This is a genomic window from Pseudomonas mucidolens (assembly GCF_900106045.1).
Lineage (GTDB): Bacteria > Pseudomonadota > Gammaproteobacteria > Pseudomonadales > Pseudomonadaceae > Aquipseudomonas > Aquipseudomonas mucidolens.
Genome location: NZ_LT629802.1, coordinates 4,806,792 through 4,833,607, shown reverse-complemented (window position 1 = coordinate 4,833,607; position 26,816 = coordinate 4,806,792). Strand labels below are relative to the sequence as shown.

Annotated in this window: 10 protein-coding genes and 2 rRNA genes; 5 read left to right on the top strand and 7 right to left on the bottom strand. The window is 57.0% G+C overall.

Annotated features, from left to right (window positions below):
* The first annotated feature begins 155 nt into the window (after positions 1-155).
* The 3 genes from rrf (BLU75_RS22145) to BLU75_RS22135 all read left to right on the top strand — a co-directional run bounded on the left by rrf (BLU75_RS22145) (position 156) and on the right by BLU75_RS22135 (position 2,724).
* A 5S ribosomal RNA gene (rrf, locus tag BLU75_RS22145) occupies positions 156-271 on the top strand.
* A gap of 108 nt (positions 272-379) precedes the next feature.
* Positions 380-495 (top strand): 5S ribosomal RNA (gene rrf / locus BLU75_RS22140).
* A gap of 348 nt (positions 496-843) precedes the next feature.
* Complete coding sequence (locus BLU75_RS22135) at positions 844-2,724, top strand: methyl-accepting chemotaxis protein (RefSeq protein WP_084381902.1); 1,881 nt, start codon at positions 844-846, stop codon at positions 2,722-2,724.
* Between the two features lie 47 nt (positions 2,725-2,771).
* Here BLU75_RS22135 and BLU75_RS22130 read toward each other — a convergent pair whose 3' ends face one another.
* The 5 genes from BLU75_RS22130 to BLU75_RS22110 form a co-directional block, all read right to left on the bottom strand.
* Positions 2,772-3,233, bottom strand: a complete 462-nt coding sequence (locus BLU75_RS22130) for an SRPBCC family protein (RefSeq protein WP_084381903.1) — start codon at positions 3,231-3,233, stop codon at positions 2,772-2,774.
* A 21-nt stretch (positions 3,234-3,254) separates the two neighbouring features.
* A complete protein-coding gene (locus BLU75_RS22125) occupies positions 3,255-6,644 on the bottom strand; it encodes an amino acid adenylation domain-containing protein (protein WP_084381904.1) in 3,390 nt (1,129 codons plus the stop codon).
* Entirely contained in the window at positions 6,641-7,585 is a 945-nt protein-coding gene (locus tag BLU75_RS22120; RefSeq protein ID WP_373863679.1) for a diiron oxygenase, read from the bottom strand. Before BLU75_RS22120 ends, BLU75_RS22125 begins: the two co-directional genes overlap by 4 nt.
* Positions 7,585-8,361 (bottom strand): DUF3050 domain-containing protein, encoded by a 777-nt coding sequence (locus tag BLU75_RS22115; RefSeq protein ID WP_084381906.1) that lies wholly within the window; start codon positions 8,359-8,361, stop codon positions 7,585-7,587. Before BLU75_RS22115 ends, BLU75_RS22120 begins: the two co-directional genes overlap by 1 nt.
* Before the next feature lie 440 nt (positions 8,362-8,801).
* The gene (locus BLU75_RS22110) at positions 8,802-9,512 is read right to left on the bottom strand and encodes a GntR family transcriptional regulator (RefSeq protein WP_084381907.1); all 711 of its coding nucleotides are present in this window, start codon (positions 9,510-9,512) and stop codon (positions 8,802-8,804) included.
* Positions 9,513-9,790: 278 nt separating this feature from the next.
* Between BLU75_RS22110 and lapG the strand changes: the two genes are divergently transcribed.
* Together lapG and lapD are read left to right on the top strand one after the other, a co-directional pair.
* The gene (gene lapG, locus BLU75_RS22105; protein ID WP_084381908.1) at positions 9,791-10,483 is read left to right on the top strand and encodes a cysteine protease LapG; all 693 of its coding nucleotides are present in this window, start codon (positions 9,791-9,793) and stop codon (positions 10,481-10,483) included.
* Positions 10,484-10,497: 14 nt separating this feature from the next.
* The gene (lapD, locus tag BLU75_RS22100) at positions 10,498-12,444 is read left to right on the top strand and encodes a cyclic di-GMP receptor LapD (RefSeq protein WP_084381909.1); all 1,947 of its coding nucleotides are present in this window, start codon (positions 10,498-10,500) and stop codon (positions 12,442-12,444) included.
* 5 nt (positions 12,445-12,449) lie between these two features.
* On the opposite strand, the gene BLU75_RS22095 is transcribed toward lapD, so the two are convergent.
* Both BLU75_RS22095 and BLU75_RS22090 read right to left on the bottom strand, forming a co-directional pair.
* On the bottom strand, positions 12,450-12,788 hold the full coding sequence (locus tag BLU75_RS22095; RefSeq protein WP_084381910.1) for a tryptophan synthase subunit beta: 339 nt from the start codon (positions 12,786-12,788) through the stop codon (positions 12,450-12,452).
* Positions 12,789-12,949: 161 nt separating this feature from the next.
* Positions 12,950-26,602 carry a retention module-containing protein gene (locus BLU75_RS22090; protein ID WP_090221563.1) on the bottom strand — a complete coding sequence of 4,551 codons (13,653 nt, stop codon included), beginning with the start codon at positions 26,600-26,602 and terminating at the stop codon, positions 12,950-12,952.
* Positions 26,603-26,816: the final 214 nt, after the last annotated feature.

Here is a 26,816-nt window from a genome sequence, read left to right as displayed (position 1 = left end):
CCCAAGCAATTTGCGTCGGCTCTCTAATCCAGAGCAACCAGATTGCGGTGTGTGAAGACGATACAAACCGAAAGTTTGCAGCACACACAAATCTATTACATACCCATTCGCTGGAACGTGATCTCGTTAGAGAAAACGCGCCGGCTACCGAATTTCTTGACGACCATAGAGCATTGGAACCACCTGATCCCATCCCGAACTCAGTAGTGAAACGATGCATCGCCGATGGTAGTGTGGGGTTTCCCCATGTGAGAGTAGGTCATCGTCAAGATTAAATTCCAGAACCCCTGTCTGCTCACGCAGACAGGGGTTTTGTTTATGTAGAAGTCCATGATTTTCACCGGCACGTTGCAAATGCAACGCTCTGGTCACAGAATTTCTTGACGACCATAGAGCATTGGAACCACCTGATCCCATCCCGAACTCAGTAGTGAAACGATGCATCGCCGATGGTAGTGTGGGGTTTCCCCATGTGAGAGTAGGTCATCGTCAAGATTGAATTCCGAAACCCCCGTCTGCTAACGCAGGCGGGGGTTTTGTCGTTCAGGGCCAGTGCATATTCTTGCCACACCGCTGACTCACGGCATGGAAACGGCGTGCATCCTCGCAGAAGCTCCAGCATTGGCATCGATTGATTAGCCCCTGAAATTGCTACCACTGGTCGCTTTCGTACATAAAAAGAGCATTAGGCTCATAAAACCCTAAGATTTATTCCGATTTGGCCGAAAGCCTGAATAACCATGCGCGCACCGAAATAGAGCGGTCGAAGAATCCGCCTATGACATTACATGGAATATTGCACCCGGCACGCTCATTCCCATTTGGCAAAAAGAAGTCAATGAAATGAATCTCAAGTTCAGTCATAAAATTCTGTTGGCTGCGTCAGGCGTTGTAGTTGTAGCCTTTGCGTTATTCACGCTGTACAACGATTACCTGCAACGCAGCACGATCAAACAAAACCTGGAGTCATCCATCGAGCAATCCGGTGACCTGACGGCCAGTAGCGTGCAGAACTGGCTCAGTGGCCGGATATTGGCATTGGAAAGCCTGGCGCAAAACGTTGCGCATCAAGGCGGCAATGCTGATCTTCCTGGTTTGGTGGATCAGCCAGCATTCACCTCAAACTTCCAGTTCACCTACGTGGGTCAAACCAACGGCGTTTTCACCCAGCGCCCTGATGCGCAAATGCCTGCTGACTACGATCCGCGTCAGCGTCCCTGGTACAAGCAGGCAGTTGCCGTTGACAAGCCAATGCTCACACCGCCTTATATGGCCGCTGTCGGTGGCCTGATCGTGACCATCGCTATGCCGGTCAAGAAAAATGGCGAGTTGCTCGGTGTAGTCGGTGGTGACCTGAGTCTGCAAACCCTGGTGAAGATCATTAACTCGGTGGACTTCGGCGGCATCGGGCATGCGTTCCTGGTCAGCGGTGACGGTCAGGTGATCGTTAGTCCGGACCAGGATCAAGTGATGAAAAACCTCAAGGACATCTACCCAGGCACTCCTGTGCGTATCGAGAAGGTCAACCAGGACGTAGTGCTCAATGGTCAGGATCGCATCCTGTCCTTTACCCCGATCAGCGGTTTACCGAGCGCAGACTGGTACATCGGCTTGTCGATTGATAGAGACAAAGCCTATGCGCCTTTGGGTAAATTTCGTACCTCGGCCTTGATCGCGATGTTCATCGCGGTCGCGGCGATTGCGCTATTGCTGAGTTTGTTGATTCAAGTATTGATGCGCCCCCTGACCACCATGGGCCGTGCGATGCAAGACATTGCCCAGGGTGAAGGTGACTTGACCCGTCGTTTGGTTGTGGAAAGCAAAGACGAGTTTGGCGAGCTGGGCGGTGCTTTCAACCAGTTTGTAGAACGCATTCACGCATCGATCAGTGAAGTGTCTTCCGCAACCCGGCATGTACATGATCTTTCCCAGCGCGTGATGGCATCGTCCAACGCTTCGATTATCGGCTCCGACGAGCAAAGCGCGCGTACCAACAGTGTGGCTGCCGCTATTAACGAACTGGGGGCCGCCACCCAGGAAATCGCCCGCAACGCCGCGGATGCCTCGCAGCACGCGAGTGGTGCCAGTGAGCAAGCGGATGACGGCCGCCAAGTCGTCGAGCAAACCATCCGGGCGATGTCGGAGCTGTCACAGAAAATCAGCCTGTCCTGCACTCAGATCGAAACCCTGAATGCCAGCACTGACAACATTGGCCACATTCTCGACGTGATCAAAGGCATTTCCCAACAAACCAACCTGTTGGCCTTGAATGCCGCCATTGAAGCTGCCCGTGCGGGAGAAGCCGGTCGTGGCTTCGCCGTGGTTGCTGATGAGGTGCGCAACTTGGCTCACCGTACGCAGGAGTCAGCAGAGGAAATCCATAAGATGATTACCTCGTTGCAGGTTGGTTCACGTGAGGCGGTGACCACGATGAACGCCAGCCAAGTGTCCAGCGAAGAGAGTGTCGAAGTTGCCAACCAGGCAGGTGCACGACTGGTGAGTGTGACCCAGCGTATCGTCGAGATCGATGGGATGAACCAGTCCGTAGCGGCGGCCACCGAAGAGCAAACGGCGGTGGTGGAGACGCTTAACGTCGACATCAACCAGATCAACCTGCTTAACCAGCAGGGCGTGAGCAATCTCAACGAAACCTTGAAAGACTGCGATGCTCTGTCGCAGCAAGCCAGTCGCTTGAAGCAATTGGTCGACAGTTTCAAAATCTGATCGTCAACGGGGTGCGGGCGTCGACGCCTTCACCCCGTCATGTTTGTTCAGGTAAGCAGCTGGCGCACGTTGTTCAATGCGCTTTGCGCGAAAGCCTGGATGAACTGTTCAAACCCGGCTGCGTCGCTCCTGTCGACAGGCTCTGCCATGAGGGTCCAGGTCGCCCTGGAATGGGTCTGCCCCAGCGACTCGACACTCATTGCCGCCCACAGTCGAGCCACGTTCAACGTGTTGTAGATCGTCGTCCAGGTCATGTGCATCGCGTCGCAATCGTGGCTGTTGAGCTGCTCTACCACGATGTTGCCATCGTGGAAAAATTTCTTGCGCAGCGATCCCACTCCGTCTCCCGTCATTTCAATGCGGGACAGGGCAGGAATGAACGCGTCAAATCGGTTGAAACGGCCCACGACATTCCACAGCTCGATGGCGCTGCAGGCAATCGTGATTGAGCACACCACGGGTCTGCTGTTGGGGTTCTTGATCAACGTATCGGGTTGCAGTGGTTTCATAAGGTTTTCCTGGGGGCGGGCTCACAGAAAGCCGATGGTCTTGAGGTATTGGCAGCCCTTATGCAACAACTCGGGACTTTTCTCCGGGTACTGCATCCCCATCCTTTCGACGCCATACCGCGCGTTGTCGTGGCAAATCAGCGACGTGTCGCCGATGTCCTCTTGCGGCTCATTAAGGTAGAAGCCGAGAACACCGAACAAAGCGTTTTCGCGACCGACTTCCCGCAGATGGTGTTGCCAATCGGCCACGCTCACCAGTTCGAACACATGACCTGCCTGCCGAAAGGAATCGACGTAGGTCTCCCAACTCAGCGGTTGCGGGTTGTGCAAATTGAACACGCTCCTTGCTGAGTCGTGGCGGCCGCTGTGGAAAGCAATGAAACGCCCCAGAAAGTCCACTGGCATCAAATCGAAGTTCAGATTCCAGCGTGGCACCCGACCCAATTGCAGCGAGCCTTTGAGCATTAGCATCAAGCGATTCTTATGCGGTTGGCAGACCCCGTTTTGACTATTGAAACTGATGTTCCCGGGGCGATAGATATTGACCCAGGCACCTTGTCTGGCGGCGCGGTCCAATAAGCGCTCAGCCACCCATTTGGACAGGTTGTAACCGTTCTTGAGGTAGAGCGGTGGTGTAGGAGCCGCGGGCGTTTCAAGCACATTGCCTTGGGCGTCTATGCTGCTGGAGGCCGACAATGTCGAAACGAAATTGAATACCTTCTTGCGATGGGTTTCACACAAGCGAAGACATTCCAGCACGGGTTCCACGTTGTCCCTGGCGAGGGCGGCGTAATCCATGACGTGATTGACGTGGGCCGCGTTATGTACCAGCACCCCGTATTGCCGGGCCAGGTATTGATAGTCCTGGGTGGCCAGCCCGAGGTGCGGCTGACAGATATCGGCGGCGTAGACCTGCAGCCGGCGCCAATCCAGATGCTCCATGCGGTACTCACGCAAAGCCTGTGCAAATCGGGTCGCGGCCGACAGTCCAGCACTTTCACGGACCAGGCAGGCAACCTCCGTCGCACCGGCCGCCAGGAGCGCTTCGACAATATGCACGCCGACGAAACTGTTGGCGCCGGTCACGATGACTTTTTGCCGATCACCCGCCCGCGCCGTCGGTAGCATGCGTATACCCAGCGCCCGCCGCGTGTCCCGTGCCGCATGATGAGTGGGTGTGTGGACCGCTGCGTCATTCCCCATCAGCGCCGAGAGGTTGCGCACCGTTGGCGCTTCAATAAACCGGCTGAGCGGTAGGCTGCGACCATACAACTCGCGGATACGCAGCAGCAGGGTTGAAAGCAGAATGGAGTGACCGCCAAGGTGGAAAAAACTATCGTCCGTCGATATCTCGCTGACCGGTAACGCCAGCAGTTCACTCCACAGGTGGAGCAACTGAGTTTCCATGAGCGTTTGCGGCGCGCGCAGGATGGCATCCGGGGCGGGCTGAGCCACCCGCTTCAGCAGTGCCTGTCGATCGACTTTGCCGTTGCTGGAATACGGCATTTCCGCCAGCTCGGTGCAGACGGTCGGTTGCATATAGTCCGGCAGTGTCTGCCGGGCATAGTGCCTGAGCGCGCTAAGGGGCGAGTCCGAGTCGCGGGCGTCGGGCTGCGCCACAAAGGCCAGGATTCTCAGGTCTCGATCAATTACCACGGCCACCTGGCGGAAAAGATGGCTGTCGCGCAGGCGCTGTTCAATCTCCTGAGGCTCGACCCGAAAGCCGCGTATCTTCACCTGATGGTCCACACGTCCGACAAACTCGATCCCATGTGCCGTCCACTTTGCCCTGTCGCCGGTACGATAGGTGCGCAGGACTTGCCCATCAGGCAGCGACAGCTGCACAAAATGCTCGGCGGTGTGCCGTGGCTGGTTCACATAACCCAGGCTCACTCCGGGTCCGGCGATGTACAGCTCGCCCACAACGTGCTCATCGACGGGCTGCTGGTGTTCGTCGAGAATCAGCACCTGGCTGTTGGCAATAGGCACACCGAGATGACGATTGCTGTCGTCGACCTTTAGTCGGCAAGTGGTGGCCAGAACCGTGGCCTCCGTCGGTCCATACAGATTGTGTAAAGCACATTGCCCAGCCAGATGCTCGATCACATGGGGCTCGCAGATGTCGCCGCCGGTCAGCAGGTGCTCAAGGTTCCACGGCCCTTCCAGCGGCAGGATGCTCAGGAGTGCCGGCGGTACGAATGCGTGGCTGATGCGCTGTTGGCGGATGAGTTTAACTAACTGCCGAGGGTCGTGGCGCTGCTCCTCGGTGGGCACTATCAGCGTGGCTCCCGCGCTTAAAGAGGGGAAGAGGTCAATCAGCGAAGAGTCAAAACTCAAAGACGAAAACTGCAGGACACGACTGGATTCGTTGAGCCGTACATGTCGGGCATACCATGCACAGAAATGCGCCAGATTGTGCTGGCTGAGCCAAACCCCTTTGGGTTGTCCCGTGGTCCCCGAGGTATAGAGCACCATGCTGGCGCTATCGATGGAGGGTAGAGTTCTTACCAGCGGTTGGCGGTTATCTGTATCTTGGCTATCGATAAGGCTGACATTCAAGGCCGTGAAATGCTCTCGCAAGGGATGCTGACCGTCATCCAGCAATACTACGGCTCCTGCGGTGTCCAGCATGCTTTTCTGGCGTACCGGCGGGTGGCCCGGCTCCAGCGGCAGGTAGATCGCGCCGCACCCCATGATTGCCAGAATACTGGCATACAACTCGACAGACTTGCCCAGGCAGATCCCGACCACTGGTGTTTGTACGCCCTCGATCAACGGCCGCAGAACGTCTTGAATGGCCAGGCTTTGTCGGTGCAAGTGAGAGTAACTGAAGGTACTGCCTGCAATGTTCAGCGCCGGTCGCTCGGCAAAGGTCCGCAAACTATGCTCCAGGCGTGTGATCAATGGCGTCCTGGCGTTTTCCAGAAGTACCGGGTCGGCGGTCCGGTTAAAACGATGCAGGTACGCCAGTCCTTCCAGGCCCTGTAAACCTTGTTCTGGAAATACAGAAGCAGTCGCGGTTTGTGAGAGGTATTCGGCCTGGCGCGAGAAGCCACTGACATGCCTTGCGACCCATTCGACCAATCGCGCCACTGCTTGCCGACGTAGTCGTTGACCATTGCCGCAGGGCTCCGGCGTCACATCCAGAACAGCAATTAACTGGTGCGCGCGGTCATAGCAGCGAAACTGCAGTGACGGCAGGCCGCATTCAACCAACGGGCCGACGGCTATGCGCAGACTCATCCATGTCGCCTGGTTTAGCGCTTGCGAAACGGGCTGGCTGCCGTCTTCAATCAACAGGTCGATATCCGGCGTTGAGCCGCTGAGCCCATGCCCGAAAGCTCCCAGCGCCAGCTTCACTTCATTCAAGGCCGGGCTGCTACCGACCAGCATAATTTCCAGGCGTCTCATGAGCTTCTCCCCGATCCAGGCAGGTAGGCCTCCAGCGACTGGGCAATACAAGGTGTTTGCAGTAACCCGCTACGGCGCAGAAATCCCATGATGTTTTCGATCAACGGGTGCTGGCAGGTAATCGGAAAGGCCAGTGCATGAATCTCCGCTCGGAGTGCCTCGCGGGTGCTGGCGTTGACGTCCAAGTGCTCGATCAACTGTAGGTCGAAGTCTTTTTGCAGTGCATTAGTCAAATAATGCTGAAGGAAGACGGGCAGGATTTGGGCGATACAGTCGCGATCCTTGGCGCTTGCCGTTTGCCAGTAGATTCGTACCAGATGGGTCCAGAATTTGGCGTGGCGGCCCTCGTCCAGTAAGTGGTCAGCCATCAAGCCCCTGACTGACAGTTTGACGCTGTCATCCCTGGCGAATGCCGCCACTTCATGGGTGACGGTGTTCTCGGCAATCGCCACGCAAATCAGCTCGATAGCGTCTCGCAGATGGCTCGGGGCTTTCGCCTGTGCAATGGGTATGGCGCGACTCAACTCGATTGCCGCTGGCAGTTGAAGGGGAGCGATGCCGGTCATCGCCACCGTTTGCTGCATGAAGTCCATGGCGACGAGGGCGTGATAATCCTCATCGACGACGATGGTCATGGCGCCGTAGCGACAAGCAGGCGGGAAGGGCACTGAAAAGCGGTTTTTGGCGATGCTTCGGGCGGTGTTGTCGACGATTTCCGTTTCGAAAATCACCACATCATTGATGAATTTATAAAACGTTTGCACCAGGACAAAATCGCGCCACTGGGGACAATGCTCAAGAAACGCGGCGCTGAGCACTAAAGGCTGGCGACATTGCGGGTAGATCAGCTTGTCGTCGTTCTCCAGCACGCGACGCGGGCGCGTGCGAATGGTCGCGTGCAGCTCCCAGTCTTCGGCAAATGAGCGATAGTCGCTGGCCATCACAGCGTTACCTCCCTTCGTTCGGCGGGCGAAGGCTGAAGGAGTCCGTCCCATAAAGCGATACGGCTCTCCACGGCGCCAAGAGCAGCGCTACAGGCTTGTTGTTTGTGGTGCAGGTTGGCGTGGGTCAGTCGACTGAGCAATTGCTCGGCAGCGGGTCCGTGCTCTTGAGTATCCAGTTCAATATGTCGCTTGAGGTAGTAGCACAAGGTCGGTGCCTGGTGATGCATGACTTCACAGCCGTCCAGAAACCGTTGGAACATCGCCGGTATGACACTTTCACGACCATGCACAAAGGCCGCCGCGACGCAGTGGGTTGGCGCGTGCAATGCGATATCCAGTGTGCGCCTGACGAAGCGTTCCACTGCCGGATGAATATCAATGCGCGATAACGCGGTGTCGACGGTTACGCCCTCTCGTTGCAGGGCGATGAAGGCTTCGATGGGAGCCGTGCTGGCACCGATTTGGCGCATGGCGTCCAGGTACAGTTCGAAGTGACTGTAATGACCATCACTCGTGCAGGTGTCTGACTCCTCGCTCAGTACGATCTCGTTTATCAGGCGTGCCGCCTGCGGGTCAGCCGGTGGTAGCCAGGGCAAACGAATACAGGTCAAATCCCGTTGCAGGCGTTTTACCAATGTCATGAAGTCCCACACGGCAAATACATGGTTTTGCATAAAACTTCTGAGTTTGGTCAGAGAGTTGACCTCCCGGAAGATAGGATGGCTGCGAAGTTGCTGTTTTTTAGATTCAAGTAGTTCTCGGTGTTGGAGCATGATTGATGCCTATAAGTCGTTATGTCGGCTCAAGTAAAAGAAGATTCATTGTGACAACGCATGAGCGTTGTTTTTTCGGGCGAATACAGCAATAGCCCGTGCTCAATGACCCACGTGGGGTGTGGTGACTGGTGAGTATCAAGTAATTACAAAACGCTCCAGTTTTATTTAGCGGAGCATTGCGCATGGCAAGGTTCAAGCAGGTATTCACGCTCTCGATAGGAATGTCGGGAGTCAGTGAGAAAATATTAAAGCGCTTAAGCGTAAAGATGCTGTTTGAATGTTATAAATTATTTTTCGAGGAAAGATGCATGGGTCTGGTAATTGTTAGTTAAAAGTAAGAAGTTTCCTTTGTGTTTGCCGGGCTATATGAACAATGTGCATTCAAGACTGCGGGACGCCGCTTTGTGGCCGACGGAGGGCGTCCGGTTCCGGAAAAACTATACGGCGTCTTTATCGCAGTCCTGCTTGAGACTATTCAGGTAAAGAGTAATCACCTCCATGCCGCGCATGAGATGGTTGTGCAGCGTCAGTACGCTTTCGTCGACTTTTTTCTGCGCTACCAGGTTCAGCAGTTCGCGATGATCCGCTTGAGACGTCTCGCCCAGCCCCATGGCTTCAAGGTTGAAGCGCAGAAATCGCTCCTCTTCATTCAGGCCGTGCTCAACCAGCTTCAACAACCGCTGGTTGGGAGCTTGGCCATACAGCGCCATATGAAACAGACGATTCAGCCGGCCGATTTCGGTGTAGTCGGTCTCACGTTCCAATGCATCAATAATGGCAGCCGCTTGGGCGATATCTTCTTCGTTGAGCCGAGGAATCGACAAGCGCAATGCCTCGGACTCCAGCAGAATGCGCAATGCGTAGGTTTCGCCCGAGTTGTCTTCGATCAGCGGTGCAACGACTGCTCCCTTGTGGGTCACCACATGCAACAGCGACTGAGCCTCCAGTTGGCGCAACGCCTCGCGCACGGGCATCCGGCTTACCCCGAAGAGGCTGGCCAGTTCTTGCTGGCGCATGGCTGTGCCGCAGGGGAGGCGGCCATCCAGAATGGCGTTGCGTAATGTTTCTTCAATGACGGCTCGGGCGAGGTGAGCGGGAATGGGTTCGCGGATTTCGATGCTGCTCAAAGGGTTCGGCTTCTGCGTCACGACTACGCTATCCTCCTTTAATAATTAGTATGGGTTCGGCTAATTGGATCCAAAGAACACTAGAGAGTGCTTGCGAGCTTGTCAAACGGGCAAGGTTTCCGTTTGTAAGTTGTGCAATAAGGCCGTTTTTCGTCTTACAACAGAGTTTGACGATGACTTACAGCCCTTGATTGCATTTACCTGACAGACTTTGCGTGATTGCATGGTGCCATTGTCTTTTGTCGGGCGAACCGTCACCATCCATTGATTATCCGTCTCTCTTTTACGGACTGAACGCATTGGCGGTACGTTTAATTCCCTCCCGGATTCTGTGCTGGCTGTTTTCAGCGCTGCTGCTGGCTGGCTTATTGCCTGGCGGGTTGCATGCCGATTGGGATTTCTCGCAGATCAGTCGCCGGGCGACCGCCCTTTATGGGCCGTTGGGTGCAGGCCAGCAGCGGATTGATGACTGGCAGCGCCTATTATCGACGCAAAAACAAGTCGGCGAGTTGGAGCAGCTCAAGGTGGTCAACCTGTTCTTCAACAAACAAGTGCGCTATGTGGAAGACATTGATCTGTGGGGGCGGGTGGATTATTGGGAAACTCCCATCGAAGCGCTTTGGAAGGGGGCCGGCGATTGTGAAGACTATGCGATTGCCAAATACTTCAGCCTTCGCCGCCTGGGCGTTCCCAGCGAAAAATTGCGCATTACTTACGTCAAGGCGTTGCGTCAGAATCGTGCCCACATGGTCCTGACCTATTACTCGACGCCCGATGCCATGCCGCTGGTGCTCGACAGCCTGATCGATGACATCCGCCCCGCCAGTCAACGCACCGACTTGCTGCCGGTCTATTCCTTCAACGCCGAGGGTTTGTACCTGCCAGGCGCCAAGGGCAACAAGAAAGTCGGTGATACCAAGCGCTTGTCGCGCTGGCAGGATGTGTTGAAAAAAATGCGTGCGGAAGGCTTTCCAGTCGAACCGGCCAACTAGGAGTAACCGTTCAGATGTCTTTGTTCAAACAACTGTTGATCGCTATCTGTCTGTTCCTGGTGATCGCTTTCAGCGGCAGCTTCATGGTCAGCCTGGAAAGCTCGCGTACGCAGTATGTGAACCAGTTGCGCTCCCATGCGCAAGATGCGGCGACGGCGCTGGCGCTGTCCCTGACACCGAATATCGACGACCCGGCGATGGTCGAATTGCTGGTCAGTTCTATCTTCGACAGTGGCTACTACGCGAGCATCCGCGTGGTGGACCTGAGCAATGACCAGACCATCGTCGAGCGTAGTGGTATCCCCGATAACAACGGTGTGCCGGATTGGTTCGTCAAGTTGATCGGCCTGGAGTCAGCCGGTGGCGATGCCTTGGTCAGCCGTGGCTGGGAACAGGCCGCGCGGGTCGAGGTGGTCAGCCATCCGATGTTCGCCTTGGCGAAGCTCTGGCAGAGCGCGCTGGGTAGCCTGGGCTGGCTGCTGCTGTGCGGCGCGGTCAGTGCGGTGCTTGGGGCGTTGTTGCTGCGCCGGCAATTGAAACCGTTGGATTACATGGTCAAGCAGTCTCACGCCATCGCCCGCCGGGAATTCCTGAGCCTGCCCGACCTGCCGCGCACCCCGGAACTGCGGCGTGTGGTACAGGCGATGAATCAGATGGTGGAAAAGCTCAAGGCACTGTTCCAGGAACAGGCTGAGCGCAGCGAAAAACTGCGGGTGGAATCCTATCAGGACACGCTTACGGGCTTGGCCAACCGTCGTTATTTCGAGATGCAACTCAACGCCCGGGTCAGCAATCCTGAAGAAACCAGCTCTGGTTACTTGCTGGTGTTGCGGATCAAAGACCTGGCCGGTCTCAACCAGCGCCTGGGTGGTCAACGCACCGACCGACTCCTGCAGGCGGTGGGCCAACAGCTGCTGCGTGAATGCGCGCCGTACCCGGAAACCCACAATTTGGTCACGCGGATCCGCGGCGGTGAGTTTGCGGTGCTGGCACCGGGGCTGGTGCGTGAAGAAGCGATGCAATTGGCGCAAAACCTGGAAAAAAATCTGCTCAGCCTGCAAGCCACCGGCGCCAGCGATGTCACCCCCGTTGCCTGTATCGGTCTGGCGCCGTTCAATCATGGGGACTCGCCTCAATCGCTATTGACGCTGGCCGACCAGGCCTTGGCCCAGGCCGAAGCGCAGGGCGACGTCAGTTGGGTGTGTCTGGATCACAGCGCCGCTGCCAGTGTCGGTGATGATCACCATGCCTGGCATTCTCTGCTCGACCAGGCGCTGGCTCAGCACCGTTTTGAGTTGTACTTCCAGCCCGTGGTGGCCAGCCAGGATCCGCAACTGATCCTGCATTACAAAGTGCTGTCGCGGCTGGTGGACGATCAGGGCCAAACCATCCCGGCCGGACGTTTTCTGCCATGGCTGGAGCGTTTCGGTTGGTCGGCGCGCCTGGATCATTTGATGTTGGAGCGGGTACTCAAACACCTGAGCGGGCACGAGCACTCACTGGCCCTGAACCTGTCCGCGGCGACCCTGGCGGACCCTCAGGCGCTGAATCGAGTGTTCGAGCTCTTGCGCCAACACTCCAACCTGGGCCCACGCTTGACCCTGGAAATCGGTGAGGAGCAATTGCCCGACCAGGCTGTGCTGGAGCAACTGACCCAGCGTCTGCGGGAACTGAACTTCTGTTTGAGCCTGCAGCGCTTTGGCGGGCGCTTCAGCATGATCGGCAATCTGGCGCGCCTGGGCCTGGCCTATCTGAAAATCGACGGCAGTTACATCCGTGACATTGATCAGGAAAGCGACAAACGCCTGTTCATCGAGGCCATTCAACGTGCAGCCCACAGCATCGACCTGCCGCTGATCGCCGAGCGCGTCGAAACCGAAGGGGAGTTGAAGGTGATTCGCGAGATGGGGATTTTTGGTGTGCAGGGCCAGCTGTTTGGGGAGCCTGCGCCCTGGCGGTAAGCGACTCAGATCAAACCGGTCTCATCGTCATTGATCAGCCGGCTCAACCCGCTCAATGATTCCCGAGCATTGAGGCGCCCCTTCAACTTGCTCTGCGCGGCAACGGGCAGGTCGGTCAGGTTGATCACGCCTTTCTGGATCAGCACGTGGATCAGGTCTTCCAGCACCCGGATCATCTCCGAGTCACTTTGCTTGAGTTGCTTGAGGCTGACCTCCGCCTCTTCGTTGGCGAACCAGGCCTGAATCTCAAGATGATCGGCCAGCAAGGTATCGGTCGACTCGATGAAGGCTGCCGTCTCTACGCGAATCAGCGCGCCCTGTGCATCTCGTTGCACGTAGAACATTGAACATCCCTCATCAGAAGTACTGGCAACAACTGGCCAGCAGCATAGGCCAACGGCGCACATCAGGCGTGAGTATGCCGTGCAACCGTGGCCCCGTGCCAGTGACGGGCTGCCTGAAATGAGCCGGCCACCTCAAGAGGCGGCCGGTCCAGTGGTTCAGCTTAGGTGTGATCGACCTTGATGGTCGGGTCGGCACCGCTGATCAACGAGTTGATCGTCTGGCCGGACCAGTTGTTGCCTTCCAGCTTGATCGTCACATCGGCATTGGCCAATCCGCCGTCGGCGTTGAGCTTGCCTTCGGAACTGATCTGCAGCGTCGTCACGTTATCCACCGTCGTCAACTTCAGGAAGTTATCGATGGTGCCGTCAGTCTCGCCCTTGAGCAGGTCGCGCAAGTCTATACGGTCGCCTTCCGACGCCTTGAAGTCCTTGATCACATCGTTGCCGACGTCGCCGGATTTCCAGACGAAGGTATCGGCACCCGAACCGCCAATCAGGATGTCATTACCTGGACCACCCATTAGCGTGTCGTTGCCGGTGCCGCCCAGCAGGATGTCGTTACCCTTGCCGCCGTCCAGGTAGTCACTGCCGCCCTGGCCGAACAGGATGTCATCGCCCGAGCCACCCAGCAGCGTGTCGTTACCGTCCTTCGCACCTGAGGTGTTGAACTCGGTGTAGTGCTCGGTGATGTACTTATGCACATCCTGGCCGGTGACCGCAGACACCGCTACGCCGTTTTTCCCGGCCACGTAGGTCTGGATCGCGTTGTAACCTTCGCCCGCAACCCCCGGGAAGCTCACCAGATCACCGAACAGGATGTCGTTGCCGTCACCGCCATCGACACGGTCGGCACCCGGCAAGGTGGCCTCGGAGTGGCCGAGGATGGCGTTGGCCAGGTCCTTCGGATCGATATTGCTTTGCGGCTTGCCATCGCTGTCGTAAGGCGCCAGTTGAGTGAGACTGACACCATTGTTGAGGCCGATGGCCTCTACGCCGCCCGTGGACAGGCCTTTGAGCAACGCGAAGGCCGTGTTGGAGTTGGTGGTGGTCGCGGTGTCGGTATCGCTACCCTTGCCATCAAGGACCGACAGCTCAAAAGTGCCATCCCCTTGGGCGTGGATGATGCCCGGATTGGACTGCGTCCAACCCCAGATGTTGCTGTAGGACCAGACGGTGACCTTGCCCGCCGCATCGATATCAATCAGGTGGGTCTGATCCACAGTGATTCGAGTGGCGGTGCCCAACGTGTAGTTGCTGGTAGTGACCACATCATCCAGCTTGACGTTGCCGTACAGCGTCGGGTTGGTCTGTTCGCTGCGCTGGTAATACGTCGGCTGGCCATCGGTGATGAAGTACGTCGTATTGATTGCGCCAGTGTTGCTGGTGGCCTGGGCGCTCTTGAAGAAGTTGGCCGTGGCTTTGAACACATCTTCGTAGTTGGTGCCGCCGCCAGACACCATCGAGTCCAGGACTTTCTGCAGGGCCTGCAAGGCACCAGGGTCTTTCAGGTTAACCGAAATCGTCTGATTGACCTGGCTGTCGAAGTCCGCCAGGAAAATGTTGACGGTACCCGAGGTGCTGGAACCGATACTGTCTTGCAGCGACTTGAACACAGTGGTTAACGAGTCTTTCGCGGCTTTGATCGAGTTCGCGTTCATGCTGCCCGAACTGTCTACCATGAACGCGATGTTGTAGTTCTTGCCCTGAACCACGTTCAGACCCGAAACATCCGCCACTACAACGTCGTTGCCACTGCTACCGGTGACGTTGTCATCGCCCGAAGTCGCCGTGACCGGGTTGTAGGTCGCCGGGTACACGGTGACTGGCAATTTCGCCACGGTACTCGCTGAACCACCCAGACTTTCCGTCGAGGTCGAGGTGACAGTCAGGTTGTACTGGCCACTGGTGTAAGGCAGCGGCTTGAGGGTCAGGTTGTTCAGATCCCAACCTGTCACATTCACTTCGCTCAGGCCGTTGGTGGCCGTGAAAGTATGCCCGGCACCGTCGCTCAAAACCGCGCCCGCCGGGATACCACCGATTTTCACGCTCAGGGTTTCCGAGCCGTCGGTATCGGTCAGGCCAGTGGTGACCGCGGTCAGCTTCACCGTGCCGTTTTCCAGGCCTTCGTTGAGCTTGTAGACGTCGTAGTAGCCCTGACCGTTGCTGCCGTGCAAATCGGAAACCTGTGCGCCGGCGTTGATCAGGTCGTTGATGCCGGTGTAGATCGGCATCGTGGTGTTGTTCAGGTGGGTAGCCGCGCCACCGTTGACCGACAGTTTGAGATCAAAGCTGCCAGGACCCGACTGGTTGGCATGGTAGATATCAATGCTGTAGTAGCCATTGCTGGTTGGGGTGAACGTACCGCTGAACTTGCCGGAGTTCGATCCCCACGTGCCACTGGCTACATCCTTGCCCCCGATGTTGACCAGGATGCTGTCATCACCGTAGCCACTGAAGGTGTAGGACTTGCCCGCTTCCAGGTAGATCAGGCCGGAGGTCTTCGAGCCGGCACCGCCGGGTACGTCTGCAGTGGGCTGGACGCTAGTCGAGACTGTCGTGCTGGTTGGCGTGCCGGCGTTGTCGATGGCGTTTTTCAACACGCTTGGCGAGGCGCCATTCCCGTTGGTGCCGATGTTCGGAATGCTGTTCCAGCTCTGCTTGATCAGCCCCACGGAATCGATGGTGTTGTCGGCAACGCTCAAGGTCGGCGCATCCGCTACCGGCGTGATGTCGACTTTGACTGTGGCGCTGTTGCCCAAGTCCTTGCCATCGGTTGGCTGGAACTTGAATTGTGCGTAGTCAGCCTGCTTGTTACCCACGCCCGTACCGCCGTAAGCGTTGGCACCGGACTCGTTGGCGTTTGGCATGAAGCGCAATTGACCGCCATCGATCTGCGCCTTGGTAAATGTCTGCCCGCTGCTCACGTTGGTCCAGGAGGTGCCATCCGCAGCCAGGAACTGCAACTTGCCGGCCACCGGCAACTCGGTAATTTTCACCCCGAGGCTCGCCTGGGAAGAGTCCACGTCGGTGACACCGAAATTCGACCAGGTCAGGGCCAGCGGCGTGTCTTCGGTGCCGGTAACGGCGCTCCCCGTGGCAACCGGTGGATCGTTGACCGCGACCACGTTGACGGTGGTGGTTGCCACGTTGGAGTAGTTGCCGCCGTCGGTTACGCTCACGGTGATGATCCGTGGCGTAGTGCTTGGGTCGTCGCTGTTGTTACTGAACGTGATGTTCTTGATCTGCTGCATGTAGTCAGTCAGCGTCGCGGTTCCGCTCAAGGTCAGGGTGATCTTGCCGGTGGCAGGATCAGTAACTGAGGTCACGGTGATGCCGGTGACGTTGCTGTAGTTCAGCGAGTCGTTCGGCTGAGTATTGGTCAGGACCACCGTGGCGCCGGTCAGTTGGGTGCTGTCCGGATCAGTGATAGTGATGTCGGCGTCAGCGATCGATACGCCGGTGCCGCCTTCGGTGAACGAGGTCTTGTAGTTGGCCCCGCTGGCGCCACTGGAGTTGTTGGCATCCAGATCAATGACCGGCGGCGCATCATTGTCGATGATCGACGTGGTGACGCTGCCCTGGGTACCGCTGATCGCCAGGTTCTCGAAGTTGCCGCCGGTAGTCTTGTCGATGGTGATCACGAAGTTTTCCGTAGGCTCGGTCAACTTGTCATCGATGGTCTTGATATCGAACGTCGCGCTGCTGGCGTTCGCCGGAATCTTCACGGTGTACACACCCGTGAAGTCAGAACCGTCGGCAGCGGTGCCGCTGTACTTGAGCGTCACCGTAACCTCGGTCGCCGCCGGATTGGTGAGATTCAGCGTGTAGTGAGCGGTCTGGCCCTCGGTGACAGAGGCATCGCCGGCGATGCTGATCACGGTGTTGCTCACCACGTCCGTCACCTTGGTGATCACCGGGGTGCCGACCGGAATCAGATTCTCGTACTTGTCGCCGCCGCTGACCACTTGGGTGATCCTGGCAGAAACGTCGCTGGCGCCGATATAGGCGTCATTGGGCGCCGTGACATTGGCGGTGCCGGAGGTCTTGCCGTTGCCGATGGTAATGGTCGAACCGTTATCCAGCTTGATCACCAGGTCGGAACCGACGTTGGTCACGGCGGCACCGTTCTTGTCAACGAGGCTCGCGGTGTAAACGATCTGACCACCCTCGGCGATGGTGTTGGTGGCGGTCAGTACAACCTTCACGTCATCGATGGTGTCATTGACGACGGTGGTTGCACCGTTGCCTGCAATTTCCAGTTTTTCGAAGTTACCGCCCGTGGCGTCGGTGATTTTGACCGTCTCGGAAGACTTGTCGATGAATACGTCATCGGTTGGCGCATCGACGGTGACCGTGCCGACGGTTTCACCGGCTTTGATGGTGATGGTCGAGTTGTTATCCAACTTCAGGGTGACGTCGCTACCTGCTTTATTGGAAAGCGTAGCGGTGTAGGTGATCTGGCCACCTTCGTTAACCGATGACGGAGCCGTCAAGGTCACGGTCGTGGTGTCATCAGTGCCCGGTGTGTCAGTGACGGTCGTGGTGACGGTATCGGTTTCAGGTACGAGATTTTCAAAGTGTTCACCGCCGGTCACCTTGGTGATAGCGGTGCTGACGGTTTGATCGCCGGCGTACACATCGTTTGGCGCCAGAACCGAAACAGTGCCGCTGGACTGGTTCACACCAATGGTGATGGTCTCGCCATTGCCCAGAGTGACGGTCAATGGGTTGGTGATATTGGTGACAGCATTACCAGCCTTGTCGACCAGCGACGCGGTATAGACGATCTGACCGCCTTCACCCACGGTGTTGGTGGCGGTCAGTACAACCTTCACGTCATCAATGGTGTCGTTGACGACGGTGGTCGCACCGTTACCAGCAACTTCCAACTTCTCGAAGTTACCGCCACTGGCGTCAGTGATTTTGACCGTCTCGGAGGACTTGTCGATGAATACGTCATCAGTTGGCGCATCGACCGTCACGGTACCGACGGTTTCGCCAGCCTTGATAGTGATAGTCGAGTTGTTATCCAACTTCAGCGTGACGTCGCTACCTGCTTTATTGGAAAGCGTAGCGGTGTAGGTGATCTGGCCACCTTCGTTAACCGACGACGGAGCCGTCAAAGTCACGGTCGTGGTGTCATCGGTACCTGGGGTATCAGTGACAGTGGTAGTAACGGTGTCAGTACCCGGAACCAGATTCTCGAAGTGCCCACCGCCAGTCACTTTGGTGATCGCAGTGCTGACGGTTTGGTCGCCGGCATACACATCGTTTGGTGCCAGTACTGAAACAGTGCCGCTGGTTTGGTTCACACCAATGGTAATGGTCTCGCCATTGCCCAGAGTCACGGTCAGCGGATTGGTGATGTTCGTCACCGGAGCACCGTTTTTATCCACAAGGCTAGCGGTATAAACGATCTGGCCGCCTTCACCCACGGTGTTGGTGGCGGTCAGTACAACCTTCACGTCATCAATGGTGTCGTTGACGACGGTGGTCGCACCGTTACCAGCAACTTCCAACTTCTCGAAGTTGCCGCCGGTTGCGTCAGTGATTTTGACGGTCTCGGAAGACTTGTCGATGAATACGTCATCGGTTGGCGCATCGACTGTCACGGTACCGACGGTTTCGCCGGCCTTGATGGTGATGGTCGAGTTGTTATCGAGCTTCACGGTCACGTCAGACCCGGCCTTGTTGCTCAAGGTCGCGGTGTAGGTGATTTGACCGCCTTCGTTAAGAGATGACGGAGCCGTCAAAGTCACTGTCGTGGTGTCATCAGTGCCCGGTGTGTCGGTGACGGTCGTGGTAACGGTGTCAGTTCCCGGAACCAGATTCTCGAAGTGCTCACCGCCAGTCACTTTGGTGATTGCAGTGCTGACGGTTTGGTCGCCGGCATATACATCGTTTGGCGCCAGTACTGAAACAGTGCCGCTGGTTTGGTTCACACCAATGGTGATGCTCTCGCCATTACCCAGGGTCACGGTCAGCGGATTGGTGATGTTGGTAACAGCATTACCAGCCTTGTCGACCAGCGATGCGGTGTAAACGATCTGGCCGCCTTCCCCCACGGTGTTGGTGGCAGTCAGCACAACCTTCACATCATCAATGGTGTCATTGACGACGGTGGTCGCACCGTTGCCTGCAACTTCCAATTTCTCGAAGTTGCCGCCGGTTGCGTCAGTGATTTTGACGGTCTCGGAAGACTTGTCGATGAACACGTCATCGGTTGGCGCATCGACTGTCACGGTACCGACGGTTTCGCCGGCCTTGATGGTGATGGTCGAGTTGTTATCGAGCTTCACGGTCACGTCAGACCCGGCCTTGTTGCTCAAGGTCGCGGTGTAGGTGATTTGACCGCCTTCGTTAACAGATGACGGAGCCGTCAAAGTCACTGTCGTGGTGTCATCAGTGCCCGGTGTGTCGGTGACGGTCGTGGTGACGGTGTCAGTTCCCGGAACCAGATTCTCGAAGTGCCCACCGCCCGCGACGTTAGTGATCGCAGTGCTGACGGTTTGGTCGCCGGCGTACACATCGTTTGGCGCCAGAACCGAAACAGTGCCACTCGACTGGTTCACACCAATGGTAATGGTCTCGCCATTGCCCAGGGTTACGGTCAGCGGGTTGGTGATGTTAGTTACCGGAGCGCCGTTTTTATCCACAAGGCTGGCGGTGTAAACGATCTGACCACCTTCGCCCACAGTGTTGGTAGCGGTCAGTACAACCTTCACATCATCAATGGTGTCATTGACGACGGTGGTCGCACCGTTGCCTGCAACTTCCAACTTCTCGAAGTTACCGCCACTGGCGTCAGTGATTTTGACCGTCTCGGAGGACTTGTCGATGAATACGTCATCAGTTGGCGCATCGACCGTCACGGTACCGACGGTTTCGCCAGCCTTGATAGTGATAGTCGAGTTGTTATCCAACTTCAGCGTGACGTCGCTACCTGCTTTATTGGAAAGCGTAGCGGTGTAGGTGATCTGGCCACCTTCGTTAACCGACGACGGAGCCGTCAAAGTCACGGTCGTGGTGTCATCGGTACCTGGGGTATCAGTGACAGTGGTAGTAACGGTGTCAGTACCCGGAACCAGATTCTCGAAGTGCCCACCGCCAGTCACTTTGGTGATCGCAGTGCTGACGGTTTGGTCGCCGGCATACACATCGTTTGGTGCCAGTACTGAAACAGTGCCGCTGGTTTGGTTCACACCAATGGTAATGGTCTCGCCATTGCCCAGAGTCACGGTCAGCGGATTGGTGATGTTCGTCACCGGAGCACCGTTTTTATCCACAAGGCTAGCGGTATAAACGATCTGGCCGCCTTCACCCACGGTGTTGGTGGCGGTCAGTACAACCTTCACGTCATCAATGGTGTCGTTGACGACGGTGGTCGCACCGTTACCAGCAACTTCCAGTTTTTCGAAGTTACCGCCCGTGGCGTCGGTGATTTTGACCGTCTCGGAAGACTTGTCGATGAATACGTCATCGGTTGGCGCATCGACGGTGACCGTGCCGACGGTTTCACCGGCTTTGATGGTGATAGTCGAGTTGTTATCCAACTTCAGCGTGACGTCGCTACCTGCTTTATTGGAAAGCGTAGCGGTGTAGGTGATCTGGCCACCTTCGTTAACCGATGACGGAGCCGTCAAGGTCACGGTCGTAGTGTCATCAGTGCCCGGTGTGTCAGTGACGGTCGTGGTGACGGTGTCAGTGCCCGGAACCAGATTTTCAAAGTGTTCGCCGCCCGCGACTTTGGTGATCGCAGTGGTGACCGTCTGATCACCTGCGTACACATCGTTTGGCGCGAGAATCGAAACGGTGCCGCTGGACTGGTTCACACCAATGGTAATGGTCTCGCCATTGCCCAGAGTCACGGTCAGCGGATTGGTGATGTTCGTCACCGGAGCGCCGTTTTTATCCACAAGGCTGGCGGTGTAAACAATTTGGCCGCCTTCACCCACGGTGTTGGTAGCGGTCAGTACAACCTTCACATCATCAATGGTGTCGTTGACAACGGTGGTCGCACCGTTGCCTGCAACTTCCAACTTCTCGAAGTTACCGCCACTGGCGTCAGTGATTTTGACCGTCTCGGAAGACTTGTCGATGAATACGTCATCGGTTGGCGCATCGACGGTGACCGTGCCGACGGTTTCACCGGCTTTGATGGTGATAGTCGAGTTGTTATCCAACTTCAGCGTGACGTCGCTACCTGCTTTATTGGAAAGCGTAGCGGTGTAGGTGATCTGGCCACCTTCGTTAACCGATGACGGAGCCGTCAAGGTCACGGTCGTAGTGTCATCAGTGCCCGGTGTGTCAGTGACGGTCGTGGTGACGGTGTCAGTGCCCGGAACCAGATTTTCAAAGTGTTCGCCGCCCGCGACTTTGGTGATCGCAGTGGTGACCGTCTGATCACCTGCGTACACATCGTTTGGCGCGAGAATCGAAACGGTGCCGCTGGACTGGTTCACACCAATGGTAATGGTCTCGCCATTGCCCAGAGTCACGGTCAGCGGATTGGTGATGTTCGTCACCGGAGCGCCGTTTTTATCCACAAGGCTGGCGGTGTAAACAATTTGGCCGCCTTCACCCACGGTGTTGGTAGCGGTCAGTACAACCTTCACATCATCAATGGTGTCGTTGACAACGGTGGTCGCACCGTTGCCTGCAACTTCCAACTTCTCGAAGTTACCGCCACTGGCGTCAGTGATTTTGACCGTCTCGGAGGACTTGTCGATGAATACGTCATCGGTTGGCGCATCGACTGTCACGGTACCAACGGTTTCGCCGGCCTTGATAGTGATAGTCGCGTTGTTGTCGAGTTTCAGAGTCACGTCAGACCCGGCCTTGTTGCTCAAGGTCGCGGTGTAGGTGATTTGGCCACCTTCGTTGACGGAGCTAGGCGCGCTTAGCGTGACAGTGGTGGTGTCATCGGTACCCGGTGTATCGGTGACAGTGGTAGTGACGGTGTCAGTTCCCGGAACCAGATTTTCGAAGTGCTCGCCGCCGGTCACCTTGGTGATCGCAGTGCTGACGGTTTGGTCGCCGGCATACACATCATTTGGCGCCAGTACTGAAACAGTGCTGCTGGATTGGTTCACACCAATGGTGATGGTCTCGCCATTGCCTAAGGTCACGGTCAATGGGTTGGTGATATTGGTGACAGCATTACCAGCCTTGTCGACCAGCGACGCGGTATAGACGATCTGACCGCCTTCACCCACGGCGTTGGTGGCGGTCAGTACAACCTTCACGTCATCAATGGTGTCATTGACGACGGTGGTTGCACCGTTACCAGCAACTTCCAACTTCTCGAAGTTACCGCCGGTTGCGTCAGTGATTTTGACGGTCTCGGAAGACTTGTCGATGAACACGTCATCGGTTGGCGCATCGACTGTCACGGTACCAACGGTTTCGCCGGCCTTGATGGTGATGGTCGAGTTGTTATCCAACTTCAGAGTGACATCGCTGCCTGCTTTGTTGCTCAAGGTCGCGGTGTAAGTGATCTGGCCACCTTCGTTAACCGACGACGGAGCTGTCAAAGTCACGGTCGTGGTGTCATCGGTACCCGGTGTGTCGGTGACCGTCGTGGTGACGGTATCGGTTCCAGGTACCAGATTTTCGAAGTGCTCGCCGCCCGCGACTTTGGTGATCGCAGTGGTGACCGTCTGATCACCTGCGTACACATCGTTTGGCGCCAGAACCGAAACAGTACCGCTGGACTGGTTCACACCAATGGTAATGGTCTCGCCATTGCCCAGGGTTACGGTCAGCGGGTTGGTGATGTTAGTTACCGGAGCGCCGTTTTTATCCACAAGGCTGGCGGTGTAAACGATCTGACCACCTTCGCCCACAGTGTTGGTAGCGGTCAGTACAACCTTCACATCATCAATGGTGTCATTGACGACGGTGGTCGCACCGTTGCCTGCAACTTCCAACTTCTCGAAGTTGCCGCCGGTTGCGTCAGTGATTTTGACGGTCTCGGAAGACTTGTCGATGAACACATCATCGGTTGGCGCAACGACGGTGACCGTGCCGACGGTTTCACCGGCTTTGATGGTGATAGTCGAGTTGTTATCGAGCTTCACGGTCACGTCAGACCCGGCCTTGTTGCTCAAGGTCGCGGTGTAGGTAATTTGGCCACCTTCGTTGACGGAGCTAGGCGCGCTTAGCGTGACAGTGGTGGTGTCATCAGTGCCCGGTGTGTCGGTGACCGTCGTGGTGACGGTATCGGTTCCAGGTACGAGGTTTTCAAAGTGTTCACCGCCGGTCACCTTGGTGATAGCGGTGCTGACGGTTTGGTCGCCGGCATACACATCGTTTGGTGCCAGAACCGAAACAGTGCCGCTGGACTGGTTCACACCAATGGTAATGGTCTCGCCATTGCCCAGGGTTACGGTCAGCGGGTTGGTGATGTTCGTTACCGGAGCGCCGTTTTTATCCACAAGGCTGGCGGTGTAAACAATTTGGGCGCCTTCACCCACGGTGTTGGTGGCGGTCAGTACAACCTTCACGTCATCAATGGTGTCGTTGACAACGGTGGTCGCACCGTTGCCTGCGACTTCCAATTTCTCAAAGTTACCGCCACTGGCGTCAGTGATCTTGACCGTCTCGGAGGACTTGTCGATGAACACGTCATCGGTTGGTGCATCGACTGTCACGGTACCGACGGTTTCGCCCGCCTTGATCGTGATAGTCGAGTTGTTGTCCAACTTCAGAGTGACGTCGCTACCTGCTTTGTTGGAAAGCGTAGCGGTGTAGGTGATCTGGCCACCTTCGCTAACCGACGACGGAGCCGTCAAAGTCACTGTCGTGGTGTCATCAGTGCCCGGTGTGTCGGTGACGGTCGTGGTGACGGTGTCAGTGCCCGGAACCAATTTCTCGAAGTGCTCGCCGCCGGTCACCTTTGTGATGGCGGTGGTGAGTGTTTGATCACCTGCGTACACATCATTAGGAGCCAGAACCGAAACAGTGCCGCTGGACTGGTTCACACCAATGGTGATGGTCTCGCCATTGCCCAGGGTCACGGTCAGCGGATTGGTGATGTTGGTAACAGCATTACCAGCCTTGTCGACCAGCGATGCGGTATAAACGATCTGGCCACCTTCACCCACGGTGTTGGTGGCGGTCAGCACAACCTTCACATCATCAATGGTGTCATTGACGACGGTGGTCGCACCGTTGCCTGCAACTTCCAACTTCTCGAAGTTACCGCCACTGGCGTCAGTGATTTTGACCGTCTCGGAGGACTTGTCGATGAATACGTCATCGGTTGGCGCATCGACTGTCACGGTACCGACGGTTTCGCCGGCCTTGATAGTGATGGTCGCGTTGTTGTCGAGCTTCAGAGTCACGTCAGACCCGGCCTTGTTGCTCAAGGTCGCGGTGTAGGTGATCTGGCCACCTTCGTTAACCGATGACGGAGCCGTCAAGGTCACGGTCGTGGTGTCATCAGTGCCCGGTGTGTCGGTGACAGTGGTAGTAACGGTGTCAGTTCCCGGAACCAGATTCTCGAAGTGCCCACCGCCCGCGACGTTAGTGATCGCAGTGCTGACGGTTTGGTCGCCGGCGTACACATCGTTTGGCGCCAGAACCGAAACAGTGCCACTCGACTGGTTCACACCAATGGTAATGGTCTCGCCATTACCCAGAGTCACAGTCAACGGATTGGTGATGTTCGTCACCGGAGCGCCGTTTTTATCCACAAGGCTGGCGGTGTAAACGATCTGACCACCTTCACCCACAGTGTTGGTAGCGCTCAGTACGACCTTCACATCATCAATGGTGTCATTGATCTGCGTCGTCGCCCCGCCGGGTGCGATATCAAGTTTCTCGAAACCACCCCCTACGACGTGCGGATTAATCGTGACGTTGATCGGACCTGCATCTTTGAAGACATCGTCGCCTGGCGCCTTGGAAATCACCTGGCCTGTGGTTTCGCCCTTGGCAATGGTGATGACATCACCATTGCTCAGCGTGAGGGTCAGGTCGCTGCCGGCTTTGTTGCTCAAGGTCGCAGTGTAGGTGATGGTGCCGCCTTCGCTGGCTTGGGCGGGCGCCGTCAGGGTTACGGTGGTGGTATCGGTAGTGCCCGGCGTATCGGTCACAGTGGTGGTGACCGGCGTGGTGCCCGGCACCAGGTTTTCGAAGTGCGCGCCACCGCTTACGTTGGCGATGGCGGTGGTAACGGTCTGAGTACCTTCATACACATCGTTCGGCGCAGGCGCGGTGACAGTGCCGCTGGACTGGTTCACACCGATGGTGATGGTCTGGCCATTGCCCAAGGTCACGGTCAGCGGGTTGCTGATATTAGTCACCGGCGCACCGTTTTTATCCACAAGGCTGGCGGTGTAGACGATGGTGCCGCCTTCGCCAACGGTAGGCGTGGCGGTCAGCACCACATCGACCTTGTCGATCGTGTCGTTAATGGTGGTGGTTGCACCGTCACCAGCGACTTCCAGTTTCTCGAAGTTGCCGCCAGTAGCGTCAGTGATCTTGACTGTCTGGGTGCTGTTGTCGACGAACACGTCATCGCCAGGCGCATCAACCGTCACGGAGCCGACCGTTTCGCCCTGCTTGATGACGATGGTGGAGCCGTTATCCAGCTTCAGCGTGACGTCAGCGCCCGCTTTATTGGACAGCGTGGCGGTATAGGTGATCTGGCCGCCTTCGTTGACAGAGCTAGGCGCGCCCAGCGTCACGGTGGTGGTGTCGACCGAGTCGGTAACGGTCGTCACGGCGGGCGTGGTGCTCGGCACCAGGTTTTCAAAGTTGCCGCCGCTAGCGCCGGTGATGGTGGTGCTGACGGTGCTGCCGTTAACGTAGACATCGTTCGCCGGTGTATCGACGACCACGGTGCCGACCGACTCGCCGGCCTTGATAGTGATCACTGAACCATTGGACAGCGTGACGGTGACGGGTGTCTGCGCCGGGTTGGTCAGCGTCGCGGTATAGGTGATCTGGCCGCCTTCGGTGACCGTCTCGCCCGCAGTCAGGGTCACGGTGGTGGTGTCGAGGGTGTCGGTGATCTGGGTCATGGCCGGCGTCGGGTCGACGGTCAGGACCAGATTGGCGCCGCCGGTGGTGCCGGTGACCGTCACACTGATCTGGCTTGGGTCGATGTACGGGCTGTCGTTGGGGGCCAACGGTACATTGACGGAGCCGGTCAATTGGCCGGCCGGGATGGTGATCACCGAACCGTTGGACAGCGTGACGTTCAGGTCAGTGCTGGATGCCTGGGTAATGGTCGCGGTGTAGGTCAGTACGCCGCCGGCCTCGGTGATCGTCGGGGTCGCGCCCAAGGTCAGCGTGGCCGCCTGTTGTACCAGGCCGCTCGTGTTCGCGGCGCCACCCGTCTGTTGGGTCAGGGTCGAAGCGGCAGAGCTTGGCCCCGCAGTGGGGAAGCCGATCACGGGGGCGACGCTGCCCGCGGTTGCATCCAGCATCACAAAGCTGTGCCCGCCACCCGCAGCGCCCGTACCCGCGGCGGTTGCGCCGGCTGCCGTGGCTTCGAGTTCGGTCGTCGGGTCAGCACCGGCGGCAATGGCTTGCTGCAGTTCGGCAACCGATGGCGCGGCTTGCGCGGTCGCTGCGGCCAGGTCGGCGCTGGAATCAGGTGCGTCGGCGCTCCATTGCGTGTCGCGGCCCAGGTCCAGGATGCGACCGTCGGCCAACTCCAGGCTCACCGCGCCAGACAGGCCGGTGTCGATCTGATCACCTACAAATAACCGGTCACCTTCAACGAGTACACGTCGGGTCCCTTCCGGAGAAATAACAAAAACCTGACCAACAATGCTTTTGACTGTGGCAACAACACTGCTCATTGAAGATTTCTCCGGCGATCCGTTCGGGTGACTTCCATAATCCTGGCTACTATTTTGAGCAGCCGTATGGAGGCGATTTAAATTTTGACAGTCAGTATCGTCAATATTTTGGCTTTATTCTTCGATGATTAAGTTTGTGCCAAACTATTGACCTTCTTGGCGCCATCCTAAACAATCGCCCCACTAATGTCACATTGATATTTGCGCGGCGATC

What these genes read in the sequence shown, in the direction of transcription:
- BLU75_RS22135 (WP_084381902.1), top strand. Translation starts at nt 844, where the DNA reads ATGAATCTCAAGTTCAGTCATAAAATTCTGTTGGCTGCGTCAGGCGTT.
- BLU75_RS22130 (WP_084381903.1), bottom strand. Translation starts at nt 3,233, where the DNA reads ATGAAACCACTGCAACCCGATACGTTGATCAAGAACCCCAACAGCAGA.
- BLU75_RS22125 (WP_084381904.1), bottom strand. Translation starts at nt 6,644, where the DNA reads ATGAGACGCCTGGAAATTATGCTGGTCGGTAGCAGCCCGGCCTTGAAT.
- BLU75_RS22120 (WP_373863679.1), bottom strand. Translation starts at nt 7,585, where the DNA reads ATGGCCAGCGACTATCGCTCATTTGCCGAAGACTGGGAGCTGCACGCG.
- BLU75_RS22115 (WP_084381906.1), bottom strand. Translation starts at nt 8,361, where the DNA reads ATGCTCCAACACCGAGAACTACTTGAATCTAAAAAACAGCAACTTCGC.
- lapD (WP_084381909.1), top strand. Translation starts at nt 10,498, where the DNA reads ATGTCTTTGTTCAAACAACTGTTGATCGCTATCTGTCTGTTCCTGGTG.
- BLU75_RS22095 (WP_084381910.1), bottom strand. Translation starts at nt 12,788, where the DNA reads ATGTTCTACGTGCAACGAGATGCACAGGGCGCGCTGATTCGCGTAGAG.
- BLU75_RS22090 (WP_090221563.1), bottom strand. Translation starts at nt 26,602, where the DNA reads ATGAGCAGTGTTGTTGCCACAGTCAAAAGCATTGTTGGTCAGGTTTTT.